10 protein-coding genes, 2 tRNA genes, 3 rRNA genes and 1 pseudogene are annotated in these 19302 nt (G+C 55.1%); 9 read left to right on the top strand and 7 right to left on the bottom strand.

All coding sequences use genetic code 11. The features are described 5' to 3' along the window. Positions 1-141 precede the first annotated feature (141 nt). The 4 genes from ACR8BN_RS04740 (at position 142) to emrB (ending at position 5037) form a co-directional block, all read left to right on the top strand. Entirely contained in the window at positions 142-1329 is a 1188-nt protein-coding gene (locus ACR8BN_RS04740; protein ID WP_434747369.1) for an MFS transporter, read from the top strand. A gap of 302 nt (positions 1330-1631) precedes the next feature. Further along, positions 1632-2162, top strand: a complete 531-nt coding sequence (gene mprA, locus ACR8BN_RS04735) for a transcriptional repressor MprA (protein WP_003850381.1) — start codon at positions 1632-1634, stop codon at positions 2160-2162. Between the two features lie 150 nt (positions 2163-2312). Further along, complete coding sequence (gene emrA, locus ACR8BN_RS04730; protein ID WP_010257791.1) at positions 2313-3485, top strand: multidrug efflux MFS transporter periplasmic adaptor subunit EmrA; 1173 nt, start codon at positions 2313-2315, stop codon at positions 3483-3485. Positions 3486-3501: 16 nt separating this feature from the next. Continuing rightward, the gene (gene emrB / locus ACR8BN_RS04725) at positions 3502-5037 is read left to right on the top strand and encodes a multidrug efflux MFS transporter permease subunit EmrB (protein WP_010257793.1); all 1536 of its coding nucleotides are present in this window, start codon (positions 3502-3504) and stop codon (positions 5035-5037) included. A gap of 36 nt (positions 5038-5073) precedes the next feature. Here emrB and ACR8BN_RS04720 read toward each other — a convergent pair whose 3' ends face one another. Beyond that, on the bottom strand, positions 5074-6255 hold the full coding sequence (locus ACR8BN_RS04720; RefSeq protein WP_109651065.1) for a tRNA/rRNA methyltransferase: 1182 nt from the start codon (positions 6253-6255) through the stop codon (positions 5074-5076). A gap of 159 nt (positions 6256-6414) precedes the next feature. On the opposite strand from ACR8BN_RS04720, the gene trxC reads away from it, so the two are divergent. From trxC to ACR8BN_RS04695, 5 genes and pseudogenes are all read left to right on the top strand, one after another. Next, on the top strand, positions 6415-6834 hold the full coding sequence (trxC, locus tag ACR8BN_RS04715) for a thioredoxin TrxC (RefSeq protein WP_010257800.1): 420 nt from the start codon (positions 6415-6417) through the stop codon (positions 6832-6834). An 81-nt stretch (positions 6835-6915) separates the two neighbouring features. After that, complete coding sequence (locus ACR8BN_RS04710) at positions 6916-7593, top strand: tRNA-uridine aminocarboxypropyltransferase (protein ID WP_031594478.1); 678 nt, start codon at positions 6916-6918, stop codon at positions 7591-7593. 138 nt (positions 7594-7731) lie between these two features. Then, complete coding sequence (locus tag ACR8BN_RS04705; RefSeq protein WP_109651067.1) at positions 7732-10389, top strand: bifunctional acetate--CoA ligase family protein/GNAT family N-acetyltransferase; 2658 nt, start codon at positions 7732-7734, stop codon at positions 10387-10389. A gap of 117 nt (positions 10390-10506) precedes the next feature. Further along, positions 10507-11862: a CDP-diacylglycerol--serine O-phosphatidyltransferase gene (gene pssA / locus ACR8BN_RS04700; RefSeq protein ID WP_031594660.1), complete on the top strand. Its 1356-nt coding sequence runs from the start codon at positions 10507-10509 to the stop codon at positions 11860-11862. Positions 11863-11936: 74 nt separating this feature from the next. Then, a pseudogene (locus ACR8BN_RS04695) lies at positions 11937-12195 on the top strand (YfiM family protein). Positions 12196-12204: 9 nt separating this feature from the next. Here ACR8BN_RS04695 and ACR8BN_RS04690 read toward each other — a convergent pair. The 6 genes from ACR8BN_RS04690 to ACR8BN_RS04665 all read right to left on the bottom strand — a co-directional run bounded on the left by ACR8BN_RS04690 (position 12205) and on the right by ACR8BN_RS04665 (position 19010). Continuing rightward, entirely contained in the window at positions 12205-13494 is a 1290-nt protein-coding gene (locus tag ACR8BN_RS04690; RefSeq protein WP_031594658.1) for an MFS family transporter, read from the bottom strand. Positions 13495-13771: 277 nt separating this feature from the next. Then, positions 13772-13887: ribosomal RNA gene (rrf, locus tag ACR8BN_RS04685) — 5S ribosomal RNA — on the bottom strand. Positions 13888-13978: 91 nt separating this feature from the next. Next, a 23S ribosomal RNA gene (locus ACR8BN_RS04680) occupies positions 13979-16887 on the bottom strand. Between the two features lie 209 nt (positions 16888-17096). Then, positions 17097-17172 (bottom strand) — tRNA-Ala (locus ACR8BN_RS04675). Between the two features lie 146 nt (positions 17173-17318). Continuing rightward, a tRNA-Ile gene (locus tag ACR8BN_RS04670) sits at positions 17319-17395 on the bottom strand. A 73-nt stretch (positions 17396-17468) separates the two neighbouring features. Further along, positions 17469-19010 (bottom strand): 16S ribosomal RNA (locus ACR8BN_RS04665). Together the 16S, 23S and 5S rRNA genes with 2 tRNA genes alongside form the textbook arrangement of a ribosomal RNA operon. Positions 19011-19302: the final 292 nt, after the last annotated feature.

The raw sequence follows: 19302 nt of genomic DNA, 5'->3' as shown, positions 1-19302 counted from the left end.
AGTTATCTGAGGGCAGAAATTTTTCTGCCCTTTTTTTATGCCTGCGATCCCGACTGGTATGGCCTGTTAATAAACATGCGTGTGAAATAGTTTTTTGAGTTACTATTAACCTCAAATGATTATTAGCGACCGATGCTGTTTATGAATGCGACTCGCCAGGGTCTGACGCCTGCTTTAGTAATACTGATGTCAGTAGCAACCGGCCTCTGCGTAGCCAGTAATTACTACGTTCAGCCACTACTGAATACCATCGCCCAACAGTTTGATCTCTCTGTCAGCCTCGCCGGATTTATTGTCACCACGGCGCAGCTGGGCTACGCCTGCGGTCTGCTGCTGCTGGTGCCGCTTGGCGATCGGTTTGAACGACGCAGCCTGATTGTCACGATGATCCTGCTGGCTGCTGCGGGCATGGTGATTATCGCCCTTTCGCACTCCTTTCTCTTTTTACTGCTGGGCACGGTGATGACCGGCCTGTTCTCGGTCGCCGCACAAATCCTGGTACCGCTGGCCGCCACGCTGGCAGAGCCGGAGCGGCGCGGCAAAATCGTGGGGACGGTAATGAGCGGTTTGCTGCTGGGGATTCTGCTGGCGCGCACCGTGGCAGGCGGCCTGGCGCAGCTTGGCGGCTGGCGTACCGTTTACTGGACTGCCAGCCTGCTGATGGTGGTGATGGCCCTGGCGCTGTGGCGATCGCTGCCACGCGTGAAACAGTCCGTGCCCATGCGCTATCCGCAGCTGCTGGCCTCCATCTTTCGCCTGTATGCCGGTAATCGGGTGCTCCGCACCCGCGCCTGGACCGGCTGCCTCTCCTTTGCCAATTTCAGCCTGCTGTGGACCTCAATGGCCTTTCTGCTCGCCGGGGCGCCTTATCATTTTTCAGAGGGCGAGATTGGCTTGCTGGGGCTGGTCGGTGCCGCGGGTGCGCTGGCCGCACGTCAGGCGGGCGCGCTGGCTGACAAGGGTAAAGCGAAGCTGACCACCCGACTGGGCCTGCTGCTTATGCTGCTGTCGTGGGCCGCCATTGCGTGGGGCGCGGAGCAGCTTGCGCCGCTGATCGTCGGCATCCTGTTGCTGGATCTGGCGGTACAGGCCGTCCATATCACTAATCAAAGCGTGATCTACGCGCAGATGCCGGAGGCGCGGAACCGTCTTAATGCAGGTTACATGACCAGCTACTTTATGGGTGGCGCGGCCGGCTCACTGCTCTCCGCGACCGCTTACCATCTTTGGGGCTGGTATGGCGTCTGTGTCGCTGGCGCGCTGCTGACTGTGGTTAATCTGCTGATTTGGGCGGCCGGATCGCGCTTTGAGCCGGAAAAAATCAACTGAAGCCTGGCCGGACAGCGCATTGCGTCTGGTCACAAATGGTTAGGTTTGTTATGGTTAGTAGCAAACCTATTCACTTCAGTTATTTTTCCCCGCGATATTATTAAATTTGCCCCCTTTTTGATTACGTTCCGGCACAGCGGCTGCCGCCGGACGTACGGGTTTTTGACCCAGGGCCAGGGAATGGCCTGGAACGCCTTTGATGGTGAATAGTGATTCTGTCAGCGATCACCTGCCAAAAAGTGACTACGCTTATCCTGTCACCATAGTTATTATACAAGTTGCAATTAGTGAGGTTTTTTTTAATGGAAAGTTCGTTTACTCCCATTGAGCAGATGCTAAACATCCGTGCCAATCGCCATAAGGATTTTCCGTTGCAGGAAATTATTCTGACGCGTCTCTGTATGCATATGCAGGGTAAACTGCTGGACAACCGCAATAAGATGCTGAAAGCACAGGGTATTAATGAAACCCTGTTTATGGCGTTGATTACGCTGGATGCACAGGAAAACCATAGTATTCAGCCCTCTGAGCTCAGCTCTGCCCTCGGCTCTTCACGCACCAATGCCACGCGCATTGCTGATGAGCTGGAAAAGCGCGGCTGGATTGAGCGTCGCGAAAGCGATCACGACCGTCGCTGCCTGCATCTGCATCTGACCGATAAAGGGATGGAGTTCCTGCGTCAGCTGCTGCCACCTCAGCATCAGAGCCTGCAGTACCTCTGGTCATCGCTCTCCGTCGATGAGAAGTCGCAGCTGGAAGGCATCACCCGTAAGCTACTTAATCGTCTTGATAAAATGGATGAAGATCAGCTGATCGCCTCGCTTTCCCGCTAATAGCAATAAGTGCGACACAATCACCTGTCGGAACCGTTATTTTAATTTCCTTTTTTATCTGGCCAGCGCTCAGTCGCTGGCTTTTTCGACTCGGGCGCTGGCGAAAAGGGATTTCTGTCCCCCGACTAAATGGAAAACGTGGAGAAAGACATGAGTGCAACGGCAGAAGCACAAAGCCCGCAACCGTCAGCCAACAAAAAGAAGAAGCGTAAAAGTGTGCTCATCGTGCTGGCGCTGATCTTTGTGCTGATTGGTATTGCCTGGGGAGTTTACTGGTTCCTGGTCCTGCGCCATTTTCAGGAAACGGATGATGCCTACGTTGCGGGTAACCAGGTGCAGGTGATGGCACAGGTCTCCGGTAGCGTGAATAAAGTCTGGTTTGAAGATACCGATTTCGTCAAAAAAGGCGATGTGCTGGTTTCACTGGATAAGACGGATGCGGAGCAGGCGTTTGAAAAAGCGCAGACGGCACTCGCCACCAGCGTGCGTCAGACGCATCAGCTGATGATTAATGGCAAACAGTATCAGGCCAGCATTACATTGCAACAGACCGCTCTGGCGCAGGCACAGGCTGACCTGAAACGCCGTGAGCCGTTAGGTGCGGCTAATCTGATTGGCCGTGAAGAGCTGCAGCACGCCCGCGATGCCGTCGCGACGGCCAAAGCACAACTGGACGTGGCGATTCAGCAATACAATGCGAATCAGGCGATGATCCTCAACACCTCACTGGAAAATCAGCCTGCCGTGCAACAGAGTGCGGCTGAGTTGCGTGACGCCTGGCTGGCGCTGCAGCGCACCGAAATCCGTAGCCCGATGGATGGTTTTGTCTCCCGTCGCAGCGTACAGGTCGGTTCGCAAATCTCCACCAGCACCCCGCTGCTTGCCGTCGTGCCTGCAACGAATCTGTGGGTCGATGCCAACTTTAAAGAGACTCAGCTGGCTGGCGTTCGTATTGGTCAGCCTGTCACCGTGGTTGCCGACATCTATGGTGACGAAGTGGTTTATCAGGGCAAAGTTGCAGGACTGGATATGGGCACCGGCAGCGCCTTCTCACTGCTGCCGGCACAGAATGCCACCGGTAACTGGATCAAAGTGGTTCAGCGCCTGCCGGTTCGTATCGAACTGAATCAGGAAGATATCGCCAGACATCCGCTGCGTATTGGCCTCTCAACGCTGGTTAAAATCGATACCACCAGCAAAGAGGGCAGCGCGCTGGCCACCAGCGCCCGTCAGCAAGCCGCTTACAGCAGCAACGCACTGGCGATTGACCTTGCGCCGGTCAATCAGCTGATCACCGATATCGTCCGCGCCAACGCCGGATGATGACGCGGAGGCTGTAATGGCACAAAAACCGCTTGAAGGAATGCCGCTGGTCCTGATGACCATTGCGTTGTCGCTGGCGACGTTCATGCAGGTTCTGGACTCGACCATCGCCAACGTGGCTATCCCCACGATTGCCGGTAATCTGGGAGCGTCGAACTCCCAGGGAACCTGGGTGATCACCTCGTTTGGTGTGGCCAATGCGATCTCGATCCCGCTGACCGGCTGGCTGGCAAAACGCATCGGTGAAGTGAAGCTCTTTACCTGGTCGACCATTCTGTTTGCTATCGCCTCCTGGGCGTGCGGCATGTCAGACAGCCTGGAGATGCTGATCTTCTTCCGCGTCATTCAGGGGATCGTCGCGGGTCCACTGATCCCGCTGTCGCAAAGTCTGCTGCTCAACAACTATCCGCCCGCCAAGCGTAGTGTTGCGCTGTCGCTGTGGGCGATGACGGTGATCGTCGCACCGATCTGTGGCCCGATACTGGGCGGCTGGATCAGCGATAACTACCACTGGGGCTGGATCTTCTTTATCAACGTGCCCATTGGTGTGGCGGTGGTGATACTGACGCTGCAAACCCTGCGTGGCCGGGAAACCAAAACCGAAATTCGGCGGATCGATATGGTCGGGCTGGTGCTGCTGGTGGTGGGGATCGGCTGTTTGCAGGTGATGCTGGATCGCGGAAAGGAGCTCGACTGGTTTAACTCGTCCGAGATCATCGTGCTCGGGGTAGTGGCCGTGATTGCGCTGTCAGTTCTGCTGGTGTGGGAGCTGACGGACGATCACCCGATCATTGACCTGTCGCTGTTTAAGTCGCGCAACTTCACCATTGGCTGCCTGTCGATCAGTCTGGCTTATATGCTCTACTTCGGCTCGATTGTTCTGTTGCCGCAGCTGCTGCAGGAGGTCTACGGCTACACCGCAACCTGGGCCGGTCTGGCGTCTGCGCCGGTGGGCATTTTGCCGGTGATCCTGTCGCCGATCATCGGACGCTTTGCCCATAAGCTCGACATGCGTCGGCTGGTCACGTTCAGCTTCATTATGTATGCCGTCTGCTTCTACTGGCGCGCGTATACGTTTGAACCGGGAATGGACTTTGGTGCCTCAGCCTGGCCGCAGTTTATTCAGGGCTTTGCCGTGGCCTGCTTCTTTATGCCGCTGACCACCATTACGCTGTCGGGATTGCCGCCGGAGCGCATGGCCGCTGCTTCCAGCCTGTCGAACTTTATGCGTACCTTTGCAGGCTCGGTGGGAACGTCGATTACCACCACTATGTGGAGTAACCGCGAGTCGATGCATCATAGCTACCTGACGGAGTCGATTACCCCGTACAACGTCAATTCGCAGCAGATGTATAGCCAGCTGGAGAGCATGGGGATGACGCAGCAGCAGGCGTCGGCCTGGATCGCGCAGCAGATTACTAACCAGGGACTGATTATTTCAGCGAATGAAATTTTCTGGGCGTCGGCGGGGGTCTTTTTGATTCTGCTGGTGCTGATCTGGTTTGCCCGTCCGCCGTTTAGCGCAGGCGGCGGTGGTGGTGGTGCGCACTGATGTGACAAAGCAAAACGGGCCTTTCGGCCCGTTTTTTTATGCGTTCTGACGCCACCATTCGGCGAGCAGTACGCCGGTTGCGACCGAGACGTTGAGGCTTTCTACGTTGCCAGTGCCGCCAATCGACAGGCTCATGTCACCCTGTTTGAACGCGGTATCAGAAAGACCTTCACGCTCCTGCCCTAACACCAGCACCATTTTCTCCGGCAGCTGAGCCTGCGCCAGCGGCGTGCCCTGATGGCTGGAGGTGGTGACGATGGTGTAACCCGCTTTACGGAACGCTTCCAGACCTTCACTGAAGGTTGCGCCGCTGATGGCCTGCACATGCTCAGCACCACCTTCTGCGGTACGTACCGCTGCGCCGGACTCCAGCAGTGAGGCGTCGTTCACCAGCAAACCTTTTACGCCGAAGTGCGCGCAGCTGCGCATAATCGCGCCGAGGTTATGCGGGTTGCTGACATCTTCCAGTGCCAGTACGCAATCTTTGGAATTCGCCTGGCTCAGCCATTCAGAAACCGCCATACCCATGCGCTTTTTGATCAGGAAGCAGACGCCACCGTGATGCTCAGTGCCTGACGCTTTGGTAATCTCAGCATCTTCCACGACGTGATAGGCTTTGCGGTTAGCCGCCAGCCAGCGCAGCGCTTCGCGGAAACGCGGTGTCACTTCCTGCACGAACCAGGCGCGAACAATCGCTTCAGGACGGCTCTGGAACAGCGCCTGACAGGCGTTCTCACCATAGACGCGCGTCTCTTCGTTACGCTGACGACGAATCTGCTCGGGATCGACGAAGCTCTTGCCGCTGATGCCGCCGTGATCCGGCTTATCGCTTTCGGTTGCCGGACGATCTGCTGATGGCGCGCGAGACACGGTGCGCCATGGGGAATCGCTGCTGCCATAGGCGCCGCGATTATCATCGCCACGCTCGTTGCGGCGGCCTGCGCCATCGTCTGAACGGCGTGGAGCGCCACGTCCGCCTTCATCACGACGCGGTGAACTGCTGCGACCGGTGTCATCGCTGCGACGGCCAGCGGAGCGACCACCTTCCTGACTGCGTTCAGTACGGGGGCCTGACGAACGACGATTATCATCCGAACGGGCAGCAGCGTGACCACCTTTGCCTGTACGAGGATTAGGCGCGCGCGCGCTTTTATCGTCCTCGCCACGCACGTACATCACCTTAACCTTACCGCTCTTGCCTTTAAATTCGTCGTTCATGTCTTCCTCCTGCATTGAGAGCGCGCAGATTACCTGATGTGCTGGCGCTTAGCTATCAACTATTGAACCTATAGAGCAATCCAGATTGAGAGCGAATCCGTCCCCTTTCATAATGAACAATATTTACCAGACTGACACTTTTCAACATCAGAGGTTCCTATGAATACGGTATGCGCTTCCTGTCAGGCAACCAATCGCGTTCCTGAAGAACGCCTTGCCGACGTGGCGAAATGTGGTCGCTGTGGAAATGCGTTATTTGATGGCGAAGTGGTGAATGCCACCAGCGCTAACTTTGACAAATATCTGCAGGATGATCTGCCGGTGGTGATCGATTTCTGGGCGCCCTGGTGCGGACCCTGTGTCAATTTTGCGCCGGTGTTTAAAGATGTCGCCAGTGAACGCAGTGGTAAAGTCCGCTTTATTAAAGTTAACACCGAAGCGGAACCGGCCCTGAGTGCCCGTTTCAACATTCGCAGCATTCCGACCATCATGCTGTTTAAGAACGGCGAGCGGGTCGACATGCTGAATGGCGCGATGCCCAAAGCGCCTTTCAATGAATGGCTGGATGAGTCACTTTAATCTTCAGAGGCCAGCCTGGCTGGCCTTTTCCTTTTCGCCTGCGCTTCGATTACACTGACGTTTTTCCTGCCCTGAATACTCATGTCTGATAATGCTGTTTTGCGCTTGCGCACCCAACGCCTGGCACGATCCACCCGTCCTTTCCTCGCGCGCGGGAATCGGGTCATTCGCTGTCAGGGTTGCCTGCTGCCAGAGGTCAACTGTCTCTGCAGTCAGATCGTGCCGCAGTCCGCTCGTAGCCGCTTCTGCCTGGTGATGTTTGATACCGAGCCGATGAAGCCGAGTAACACCGGTCGGCTGATTGCCGATATTCTGCCGGATACTCAGGCTTTTGGCTGGTCACGCACCGAGCCGGATCCGCTGCTGCTGGCGGCGGTGCGCAATCCTGATTATCAGCCGCTGGTGGTTTTCCCGGCCGCCTATGCCGACCCCGGTCGCGAAGTGCTGACAACGCCGCCCGCCAGTGGCAAACCGCCGCTGTTTATTATGCTGGATGGCACCTGGACCGAAGCCCGCAAAATGTTCCGTAAAAGCCCCTGGCTCGACGCCCTGCCGGTGATGTCGCTGGATGTCAGCACCCCGTCACGCTATACGCTGCGTGAAGCTCACGGCGCAGGTCAGCACTGCACTGCTGAAGTGGCCGCGGCGCTGCTGGCGCAGGCGGGCGATCGTCTGGCGGCTGAGGCGTTATCTCACCATTTTGATCAGTTCCGCGCGGCCTATCTGGCAGGAAAACCGCACCACGCCGGACAGGTTTAATCGCCCGGTCACCTTCCGGCGGGAGCGTCCCTGCGGTGACAGAGATTAAAATCGGGATGCGCAGCCTGCGATCTGCCCGGAAGCACTGCCAGCAAAAAGCGTTTACAATCACGCAAATCCCGAACTCTGGAGAGCGAGATGAGCCAACGCGGACTGGAAGCGCTGTTACGACCTAAATCAATTGCGGTAATTGGTGCCTCGGTCACGCCAGGGCGCGCCGGATACTTTATGATGCGTAACCTGCTGGCAGGCGGTTTTAGCGGACCGGTGTTGCCGGTGACGCCAAAATATAAAGCGGTCAGCGGCGTACTGGCCTGGCCCACCATCGACAGCTTACCTTTTGCGCCAGACCTGGCAGTGATCTGCACCCACTCAAAACGTAACCTCGAACTGCTGCAACAGCTCGGTGAAAAAGGCTGCAAGGCCTGCATTATTCTCTCTGCGCCCGCCAGCCAGTCGGCCGAACTCAAAGCCTGCGCCAGCCAGTGGCAGATACGTCTGCTGGGACCGAACAGTCTTGGCCTGCTGGCACCCTGGCAGGGATTGAATGCCAGCTTCTCGCCGGTGCCGATAGAGAAAGGCCGTATCGCATTTATCTCTCAGTCCGCCGCCGTATCCAACACCATTCTCGACTGGGCGCAGCAGCGTAATCTCGGTTTCTCCTGGTTTATCGCGCTGGGTGACAGTCTGGATACCGATGTCGATGATCTGCTCGACTTCCTGGCTCGCGACGGTAAAACCAGCGCTATCCTGCTCTATCTGGAGCACCTCAGCGATGCGCGTCGTTTTGTTTCCGCCTCCCGCAGCGCCTCCCGTAATAAACCGATTCTGGTGATCAAGAGTGGTCGCAGCCGGGAAGCACAGGCGCTGCTGGGCACCCACAGCGGTCTGGACGCCGCCTGGGATGCAGCCATTCAGCGTGCCGGGTTACTGCGGGTGCAGGATACTCATGAGCTCTTCTCCGCCGTTGAGTCGCTGAGTCATATGCGGCCGCTGCGTGGCGACAGGCTGATGATCATCAGTAATGGTGCCGCCCCCGCCGCGCTGGCGCTGGATGAGCTCTATGCCCGCAATGGGAAACTGGCACAGCTCAGCGAGCAGACGATTCAGCAGCTCGAGGCGCTGTTGCCCGCTGGCGCAGGCCGCGGCAACCCGCTGGATTTAAAAGATGACGCCACAGCGGAACGTTATGCCGCCTGCACAGAGATCCTGCTCGACAGCCATGAACTTGACGCGTTGATGATTATTCATGCGCCAAGCGCGGTCGCGCCCGCGACTGAAACGGCCGGACATCTGATCGACACCATCGCCCGTCACCCACGCGGTAAGCTGGTGACGCTGCTGACCAACTGGAGTGGCGAGTTCTCTTCGCAAGCCGCGCGCCGAGCCTTTACGCAGGCGGGGATACCGACCTGGCGCACGCCAGAGGGAACAGTGACCGCCTTTATGCATCAGGTTGAGTACCGCCGTAACCAGAAGCAGCTGCGCGAAACCCCTGCCCTGCCCGCCACCCTGAACCTGGATAGCGCTCATGCACACCAGCTGCTGTCACAGGCGCTGGAGCGCGGTGTTACCGCGCTGGATACCCACGAAGTGCAGCCGGTGTTGCAGGCTTACGGCCTGGCCACGCTGCCGACCTGGATCGCCAGCGACAGTAAGGCGGCAGTGGCGATTGCCGATCAGATTGGCTATCCGGTGGCGCTAAAACTGCGTTCACCCGATATCGCGCATAAATCGGAGGTGCAGGGCGTGATGCTCTACCTGCGTAATGCCAGCGAAGTGGAGCATGCCGCTGAGGCTATTTTTGATCGGGTAAAACAGACGTTGCCGCAGGCACGTATCGAAGGGCTACTGGTTCAGAGCATGGCGAGTCGTGCAGGCGCACAGGAGCTGCGGGTCGTGGTCGAACAGGATGCCCTGTTTGGCCCGATCATTATGCTGGGGGAAGGCGGCGTTGAATGGCAGGCCGATAAACAGGCTGCCGTTGCCCTTCCCCCGCTGAATATGACGCTGGCACGCTATCTGGTGATTCAGGCGATCAAGAGTGGAAAGATCCGCAGCCGCAGCGCACTGAATCCGCTGGATATCCCCGGTTTAAGCCAGCTGCTGGTGCAGGTCTCTAACCTGGTGGTGGATTGCCCGGAGATCCAGCGACTGGATATTCATCCGCTGCTGGCGGCGGGCAATGATTTTACCCTGCTGGATGTCACCCTGACGCTGGCTCCGTTCCACGGCGATAACGAAGCACGGCTGGCAATACGTCCTTATCCTCAGCATCTGGAAGAGCAGGTGGAGTTAAAGGATGGGCAATTCTGCCTGTTCCGGCCCATTCTGCCAGAGGATGAACCCCTGCTGCGCGAGTTCATCAGTCAGGTCACTAAAGAAGATCTCTACTACCGCTACTTCAGTGAAATCAGTGAGTTTACTCATGATGATCTCGCCAACATGACCCAGATCGATTATGACCGCGAGATGGCAATTGTGGCGGTACGTCAGCATCATGGACGACCCGAGATCATCGGCGTCACCCGCGCTATCTCTGATGCAGATAACATTGATGCGGAGTTTTCGGTGCTGGTCCGTTCCGACCTGAAAGGCTTAGGCATGGGCCGTCGCCTGCTGGAAAAGATGATCCGCTACACCCGGCATCACGGCTTGCAACAATTGAACGGTATCACCATGCCCCATAACCGAGGCATGATTACGCTGGCACGAAAGCTCAATTTTCATGTTGATATTCAACTGGATGACGGGATTGTCAGCCTGAAATTGTCTTTACAGAATGAGATCAACTAACCTTGTAGAGAAAGGTAAAAAACGTTCGAATCGGCGAAGTTGATGTTATTATTTGTGGTTATAACCCTGATTTGATGGCAAAAGGCCATGCAATGAACAGAGAAGAAGTGCACTGTGATGTTGTCTAAATTTAAACGTAACAAACACCAACAACACCTCGCACAGCTGCCGAAACTGTCACAATCCGTTGCGGATGTGTCGACACTTTACTCGCCTGCCGAATTTCGCCAGACGTTGCTGGAGAAAATTGCGGCAGCGCAGACTCGCATCTGTATTGTTGCGCTCTATCTGGAAAATGATGATGCCGGACGTGCCGTCATGGATGCGCTTTATAGTGCGAAGCAGGCGCGGCCGGAGCTGGATATCTCGATTCTGGTTGACTGGCACCGTGCACAGCGTGGCCGAATTGGCGCAGCGCGAGGCGTAACCAATGCCGACTGGTATTGCGAAATGGCGACACGTTATCCGGATATCGCCATCCCGGTTTATGGTATCCCGGTCAATACCCGTGAAGCGCTGGGCGTGCTCCACCTTAAAGGGTTCATTATTGATGACATGCTGCTCTACAGCGGTGCCAGCATCAATGATGTCTACCTGCATCAGCATGATAAGTATCGCTATGACCGTTATCAGGTTATCCGTAATTCCCAGCTGACCAATACTATGTATGACTGGATTACGCTCAATCTGAAGTCAGCGGAAGCGGTAAACCGACTCGATTTTGCTGAGCGTCCCTCAAGTCCTGAAATTAAAAACGAGACACGCCAGTTCCGTCAGGATTTGCGCGGCTTCAATTATCAGTTTGAAGGCAATGCTGGCAACGATGAACTGACGGTCACGCCGCTGGTCGGTCTGGGTAAGCATAGCCTGCTCAATAAAACCATTTTCCACCTGATGCCCTGTGCGGAACAGAAGCTGATCATCTGTACCCCCTACTTCAACATGCCTGCCTTGCTGGTACGTAATATCATTCATCTTCTGCGTCAGGGAAAACAGGTTGAGATCATCGTCGGTGATAAAACGGCCAATGACTTCTATATTGCGCCCGATCAGCCGTTCAAAATCATCGGTGCGCTGCCTTACCTGTATGAAATCAATCTGCGTCGTTTTATGAGTCGTTTGCACTACTACGTTACGACCGATCAGCTGGTCGTGAGACTATGGAAGGATGGCGAGAACAGTTATCACCTTAAAGGAATGTGGGTTGATGACGAATGGCAGCTGATTACCGGTAATAACCTCAATCCACGTGCCTGGCGGCTCGATCTGGAAAATGCAGTGTTGATCCACGATCCTCATCAGGAGTTAGCGGCTCAGCGTGAGAAGGAACTGACGTTAATCCGGCAGAACACAACGGTAGTGACGCATTTCCGTGAGCTTGAGAGTATTGCTGATTACCCGGCCAAGGTGCGCAAACTGATTCGCCGTCTGCGCCGGATACGTATCGATCGCCTGATCAGCCGGATTCTTTAATCACTGCGGCCAATAAAGCATCTGCTATGTGAAGTGTGCTGCTTGCTGTGTTGTTGTGTAGCGGATGCGCCCATATGGCGGAAGATCAGTGGACCGGACGAGATAAAGCGGAGCATTTTGTCGCCTCTGCAGTTCTGGCCGCTGCCGGTAGTGAATATGGGCAGCGTCAGCACCATTCTGACCTGCAAAGCCAGACTGCTTTCATTAACGCCTGGGGCGGGAAAAGAGTGGTATGACAGCCGCCCGAATAGCAGCGGCTGGAGCTGGAAAGATTTCGCCTGGGATGCCGCCGGTGCTGCCAGCGGCATTGCCCTGTGGAATCTGAGTCAGTAGCTTTCTCTGTTAAAGCTTAATCCCCTTACCGCGCTTGTGCAGCAACAGCGACACCAGAAATGCCACTGCGCCCATCGCTGAAACATACCAGAAGAAAGTCGTCTCAATCCCCTGCTGCTTCATCAGCAACGCAACATACTCTGCCGACCCACCGAAGATCGCATTCGCTACTGCGTAAGATAGCCCTACACCCAGTGCGCGCACCTGTGGCGGAAACATTTCTGCTTTAAGAATGCCACTGATGGCGGTGTAGAAGCTGGTAATCAGCAGCGCCAGCATGATCAACAGGAAAGCCACACCGGGACTTTGCACGTTTTGCAACAGCGTCAGAATGGGGACCGTACAGATGGCCGCGCCCGCGCCAAAAATCATCATTGAGGTGCGACGACCGATTTTATCTGACAGGGCACCGATAATCGGCTGAATCAGCATAAAGACCAGCAGCGCACCGGTCATCAGGCCGCTGGCGGTTTTAGGATCCATACCTGACGTATTAACCAGATACTTCTGCATGTAGGTAGTGAAGGTGTAAAAACTCAGGGAGCCGCCTGCGGTGAAACCCAGCACCATCAGGAAGGGACGAGTATGATTACGCAGTAACCCGATTACGCTACCCGCATCGCGATGTTCGCGGCTCGTCTTATCTGAGGTTTCTTCCAGTGAGCGTCGTAACCATAATGCGACAACGGCGAGCAGTGCGCCGAGGAAGAACGGAATACGCCAGCCCCAGCTTCGCAGCTCTGCATCCGTCAGCAGAAATTGGAGTACCACGACGGTGAGCACTGCCGCTAACTGGCCACCAATCAGCGTGACATACTGGAATGAGGCGTAGAATCCTTTGCGTCCTTCCAGAGCCACTTCGCTCATGTAGGTTGCGCTGGTCCCATATTCTCCGCCCACCGATAATCCCTGAAACATACGCGCCAGCAGCAGAATGACGGGCGCAGCAACACCAATTGTTTCATAACCGGGTAAGCAGGCGATCACCAGCGAACCAAAACACATCATGCAGACCGAAACCAGCATCGAATTTTTTCGGCCATGTTTATCGCCGATATAGCCGAACAGCCAGCCGCCAATCGGACGCATTAAAAATCCTGCCGCAAAAACACCCGCTGTCTGTAACAACTGAGTTGTGGTATCGCCCTGTGGAAAGAAAATGTGGGCAAAATAGAGTGAGAAGAAGGAGTAAACGTAGAAGTCGAACCACTCAACCAGGTTACCCGATGACGCGCCGACGATAGCCCAGATACGTTTCTTTGTATCATCCGTCTGAGTTTTATTATTTGTGGGTGCCATGCCTTACCTCTGTTCCTTGCTGATCAACAGCGTTTAAAGGAGTGAGTAAAGCATTTAAGTCTACTGAAGGTAAAGGCGGCGTAATCCGAGATTATTATTGTGAGCCATGTCGCTAATTATCGAAAAATCAGCGGGTTGCTGGTCATTCAGAAGTGAATAATGGGGAGTTAAGGGTGACATACCGCATGCCCGCAGGTCACATTTTCAGCCTAATGTGGCAAAGTGCGGACGTAAAAAAGCCCCGCACTACTGTGCGGGGCTTCTTCACTTGTTTAATGCCTGGCAGTTCCCTACTCTCGCATGGGGAGACCCCACACTACCATCGGCGCTACGGCGTTTCACTTCTGAGTTCGGCATGGGGTCAGGTGGGACCACCGCGCTAAAGCCGCCAGGCAAATTCTGTCTCCGCGCCGCCCGTAAGGCCGCGCAGATATATCCGGTTCAGGCTGAAAATCGTGTCTCTCAAAAACGCCTCTGGCGTTGTAAGGTTAAGCCTCACGGGTCATTAGTACCGGTTAGCTCAACGCATCGCTGCGCTTACACACCCGGCCTATCAACGTCGTAGTCTTCAACGTCCCTTCAGGACTCTCAAGGAGTCAGGGAGAACTCATCTCGGGGCAAGTTTCGTGCTTAGATGCTTTCAGCACTTATCTTTTCCGCACTTAGCTACCGGGCAATGCCATTGGCATGACAACCCGAACACCAGTGGTGCGTTCACTCCGGTCCTCTCGTACTAGGAGCAACCCCCCTCAATTCTCCAGCGCCCACGGCAGATAGGGACCGAACTGTCTCACGACGTTCTAAACCCAGCTCGCGTACCACTTTAAACGGCGAACAGCCGTACCCTTGGGACCTACTTCAGCCCCAGGATGTGATGAGCCGACATCGAGGTGCCAAACACCGCCGTCGATATGAACTCTTGGGCGGTATCAGCCTGTTATCCCCGGAGTACCTTTTATCCGTTGAGCGATGGCCCTTCCATTCAGAACCACCGGATCACTATGACCTGCTTTCGCACCTGCTCGAGCCGTCACTCTCGCAGTCAAGCCAGCTTATGCCATTGCACTAACCTCACGATGTCCGACCGTGATTAGCTGACCTTCGTGCTCCTCCGTTACTCTTTAGGAGGAGACCGCCCCAGTCAAACTACCCACCAGACACTGTCCGCAGCCCGGGTAACGGGCCTACGTTAGAACATCAAACATTAAAGGGTGGTATTTCAAGGTTGGCTCCACGCGAACTGGCGTCCGCGCTTCAAAGCCTCCCACCTATCCTACACATCAAGGCTCAATGTTCAGTGTCAAGCTGTAGTAAAGGTTCACGGGGTCTTTCCGTCTTGCCGCGGGTACACTGCATCTTCACAGCGAGTTCAATTTCACTGAGTCTCGGGTGGAGACAGCCTGGCCATCATTACGCCATTCGTGCAGGTCGGAACTTACCCGACAAGGAATTTCGCTACCTTAGGACCGTTATAGTTACGGCCGCCGTTTACCGGGGCTTCGATCAAGAGCTTCTCCTTACGGATAACCCCATCAATTAACCTTCCGGCACCGGGCAGGCGTCACACCGTATACGTCCACTTTCGTGTTTGCACAGTGCTGTGTTTTTAATAAACAGTTGCAGCCAGCTGGTATCTTCGACTGGCTTCGGCTCGGGGAGCAAGTCCCTCCACCTACGCGCCAGCGTGCCTTCTCCCGAAGTTACGGCACCATTTTGCCTAGTTCCTTCACCCGAGTTCTCTCAAGCGCCTTGGTATTCTCTACCTGACCACCTGTGTCGGTTTGGGGTACGATTCTGTGTTACCTGATGCTTAGAGGCTTTTCCTGGAAGCTGGGCATTTATCACTTCAGCACCGTAGTGCCTCGTCGTCACGCCTCAGCGTTAACAAGCGTCCGGATTTACCTGGACACTCCGCCTACACGCTTAAACCGGGACAACCGTCGCCCGGCTGATATAGCCTTCTCCGTCCCCCCTTCGCAGTAACACCGAGTACAGGAATATTAACCTGTTTCCCATCGACTACGCCTTTCGGCCTCGCCTTAGGGGTCGACTCACCCTGCTCCGATTAACGTTGAACAGGAACCCTTGGTCTTCCGGCGAGCGGGCTTTTCACCCGCTTTATCGTTACTTATGTCAGCATTCGCACTTCTGATACCTCCAGCATGCCTCACAGCACACCTTCGACGGCTTACAGAACGCTCCCCTACCCAACAACGCATAAGCGTCGCTGCCGCAGCTTCGGTGCATGGTTTAGCCCCGTTACATCTTCCGCGCAGGCCGACTCGACCAGTGAGCTATTACGCTTTCTTTAAATGATGGCTGCTTCTAAGCCAACATCCTGGCTGTCTGTGCCTTCCCACATCGTTTCCCACTTAACCATGACTTTGGGACCTTAGCTGGCGGTCTGGGTTGTTTCCCTCTTCACGACGGACGTTAGCACCCGCCGTGTGTCTCCCGTGATAACATTCTTCGGTATTCGCAGTTTGCATCGGGTTGGTAAGCCGGGATGGCCCCCTAGCCGAAACAGTGCTCTACCCCCGAAGATGAGTTCACGAGGCGCTACCTAAATAGCTTTCGGGGAGAACCAGCTATCTCCCGGTTTGATTGGCCTTTCACCCCCAGCCACAGGTCATCCGCTAATTTTTCAACATTAGTCGGTTCGGTCCTCCAGTTAGTGTTACCCAACCTTCAACCTGCCCATGGCTAGATCACCGGGTTTCGGGTCTATACCCTGCAACTTAACGCCCAGTTAAGACTCGGTTTCCCTGCGGCTCCCCTATACGGTTAACCTTGCTACAGAATATAAGTCGCTGACCCATTATACAAAAGGTACGCAGTCACCCCCATAAAGAGGGCTCCCACTGCTTGTACGTACACGGTTTCAGGTTCTGTTTCACTCCCCTCGCCGGGGTTCTTTTCGCCTTTCCCTCACGGTACTGGTTCACTATCGGTCAGTCAGGAGTATTTAGCCTTGGAGGATGGTCCCCCCATATTCAGACAGGATACCACGTGTCCCGCCTTACTCATCGAGCTCACAGCATGTGTGTTTTTGTGTACGGGAGTATCACCCTGTACCCTGCGACTTTCCAGACGCTTCCACTAACACACAAGCTGATTCAGGCTCTGGGCTGCTCCCCGTTCGCTCGCCGCTACTGGGGGAATCTCGGTTGATTTCTTTTCCTCGGGGTACTTAGATGTTTCAGTTCCCCCGGTTCGCCTTGCAGCACTATGTATTCATGCTGCAATGATGCACAGAGTGCACCGGGTTTCCCCATTCGGACATCGACGGCTGTAGCGGTTCATATCACCTTACCGTCGCTTTACGCAGATTAGCACGTCCTTCATCGCCTCTGACTGCCTGGGCATCCACCGTGTACGCTTAGTCGCTTAACCTCACAACCCACAGGCGTTTTTCAACGCTGCGAATTGCAAGCATTTGAGAGACTCGAACGCATCGCTGAGTCATTCCTTATTACGGAGGAATGACGCGCTGCGTCGTTTCAATTTTCAGCTTGTTCCGGATTGTTAAAGAGCATAATACGTCGCAGCACACCGTCGCCGGTATGCTCTGAGGTATTTCAGAAAAAAACAGATAAACGGTATGGTGGAGCTAAGCGGGATCGAACCGCTGACCTCCTGCGTGCAAGGCAGGCGCTCTCCCAGCTGAGCTATAGCCCCATACAGTTACTGCAGAGACCACTACTACCACTCAACCGAGTTACATTCTTCAGGAGAAGGATGCAATTTCTTTTCAGGCAAGGCATGCGGAAGGGACGTTTACTCAGGTAAACGACCGCGCGCATAACGCAGCATGAGAAGAAATTTGGTAGGCCTGAGTGGACTTGAACCACCGACCTCACCCTTATCAGGGGTGCGCTCTAACCACCTGAGCTACAAGCCTGTAGAGGTTTTTTCTGCTCGTTACTTTTTATCAGACAATCTGTGTGGACACTGCGCGGGAAGGTATCTTCAGGTAAGGAGGTGATCCAACCGCAGGTTCCCCTACGGTTACCTTGTTACGACTTCACCCCAGTCATGAATCACAAAGTGGTAAGCGCCCTCCCGAAGGTTAAGCTACCTACTTCTTTTGCAACCCACTCCCATGGTGTGACGGGCGGTGTGTACAAGGCCCGGGAACGTATTCACCGTGGCATTCTGATCCACGATTACTAGCGATTCCGACTTCACGGAGTCGAGTTGCAGACTCCGATCCGGACTACGACGCACTTTGTGAGGTCCGCTTGCTCTCGCGAGGTCGCTTCTCTTTGTATGCGCCATTGTAGCACGTGTGTAGCCCTACTCGTAAGGGCCATGATGACTTGACGTCATCCCCACCTTCCTCCGGTTTATCACCGGCAGTCTCCTTTGAGTTCCCGACCGAATCGCTGGCAACAAAGGATAAGGGTTGCGCTCGTTGCGGGACTTAACCCAACATTTCACAACACGAGCTGACGACAGCCATGCAGCACCTGTCTCACGGTTCCCGAAGGCACTAAGGCATCTCTGCCAAATTCCGTGGATGTCAAGAGTAGGTAAGGTTCTTCGCGTTGCATCGAATTAAACCACATGCTCCACCGCTTGTGCGGGCCCCCGTCAATTCATTTGAGTTTTAACCTTGCGGCCGTACTCCCCAGGCGGTCGACTTAACGCGTTAGCTCCGGAAGCCACTCCTCAAGGGAACAACCTCCAAGTCGACATCGTTTACGGCGTGGACTACCAGGGTATCTAATCCTGTTTGCTCCCCACGCTTTCGCACCTGAGCGTCAGTCTTTGTCCAGGGGGCCGCCTTCGCCACCGGTATTCCTCCAGATCTCTACGCATTTCACCGCTACACCTGGAATTCTACCCCCCTCTACAAGACTCAAGCCTGCCAGTTTCAAATGCAGTTCCCAGGTTAAGCCCGGGGATTTCACATCTGACTTAACAGACCGCCTGCGTGCGCTTTACGCCCAGTAATTCCGATTAACGCTTGCACCCTCCGTATTACCGCGGCTGCTGGCACGGAGTTAGCCGGTGCTTCTTCTGCGGGTAACGTCAATCGACAGGGTTATTAACCTCATCGCCTTCCTCCCCGCTGAAAGTACTTTACAACCCGAAGGCCTTCTTCATACACGCGGCATGGCTGCATCAGGCTTGCGCCCATTGTGCAATATTCCCCACTGCTGCCTCCCGTAGGAGTCTGGACCGTGTCTCAGTTCCAGTGTGGCTGGTCATCCTCTCAGACCAGCTAGGGATCGTCGCCTAGGTGGGCCATTACCCCGCCTACTAGCTAATCCCATCTGGGTTCATCCGATAGTGAGAGGCCCGAAGGTCCCCCTCTTTGGTCTTGCGACGTTATGCGGTATTAGCCACCGTTTCCAGTGGTTATCCCCCTCTATCGGGCAGATCCCCAGACATTACTCACCCGTCCGCCACTCGTCACCCAAGGAGCAAGCTCCTCTGTGCTACCGTCCGACTTGCATGTGTTAGGCCTGCCGCCAGCGTTCAATCTGAGCCATGATCAAACTCTTCAATTTAAGTTTGATTTGCTTAAACAAGTTAAGCGGTGCTCATCTGTAAAACGTCATAATGAATTTCATTATGTGTTCACTCGTGAGGCTTGATATTTTTTTACGTCCGGAGACGCTGATATCAATCCTGCGAGTGCCCACACAGATTGTCTGATAAATTGTTAAAGAGCAGTGCGAACAGTGCGTTAGCGTCCTGTCGCGAGGTGGCGTATATTACGCTTTCCTCCTGCAGAGTCAACCTCTATTTCAGAAGTTTTTCTCCGGCGGCGCAGTCTCCTGTGCCTCCTGACCCGTTTTC

The organism is Pantoea sp. Lu_F5_004 (genome assembly GCF_051136245.1).
Taxonomy (GTDB): domain Bacteria; phylum Pseudomonadota; class Gammaproteobacteria; order Enterobacterales; family Enterobacteriaceae; genus Pantoea; species Pantoea agglomerans.
This window is presented reverse-complemented; position numbering and strand designations above follow the sequence as displayed.

Bases quoted from the DNA above. Each gene is read 5' to 3' on its own strand.
- pssA (WP_031594660.1), top strand. From the start codon at position 10,507: ATGTTGTCTAAATTTAAACGTAACAAACACCAACAACACCTCGCACAG.
- mprA (WP_003850381.1), top strand. From the start codon at position 1,632: ATGGAAAGTTCGTTTACTCCCATTGAGCAGATGCTAAACATCCGTGCC.
- ACR8BN_RS04740 (WP_434747369.1), top strand. From the start codon at position 142: ATGAATGCGACTCGCCAGGGTCTGACGCCTGCTTTAGTAATACTGATG.
- emrB (WP_010257793.1), top strand. From the start codon at position 3,502: ATGGCACAAAAACCGCTTGAAGGAATGCCGCTGGTCCTGATGACCATT.
- ACR8BN_RS04705 (WP_109651067.1), top strand. From the start codon at position 7,732: ATGAGCCAACGCGGACTGGAAGCGCTGTTACGACCTAAATCAATTGCG.
- ACR8BN_RS04690 (WP_031594658.1), bottom strand. From the start codon at position 13,494: ATGGCACCCACAAATAATAAAACTCAGACGGATGATACAAAGAAACGT.
- ACR8BN_RS04710 (WP_031594478.1), top strand. From the start codon at position 6,916: ATGTCTGATAATGCTGTTTTGCGCTTGCGCACCCAACGCCTGGCACGA.
- trxC (WP_010257800.1), top strand. From the start codon at position 6,415: ATGAATACGGTATGCGCTTCCTGTCAGGCAACCAATCGCGTTCCTGAA.
- ACR8BN_RS04720 (WP_109651065.1), bottom strand. From the start codon at position 6,255: ATGAACGACGAATTTAAAGGCAAGAGCGGTAAGGTTAAGGTGATGTAC.
- emrA (WP_010257791.1), top strand. From the start codon at position 2,313: ATGAGTGCAACGGCAGAAGCACAAAGCCCGCAACCGTCAGCCAACAAA.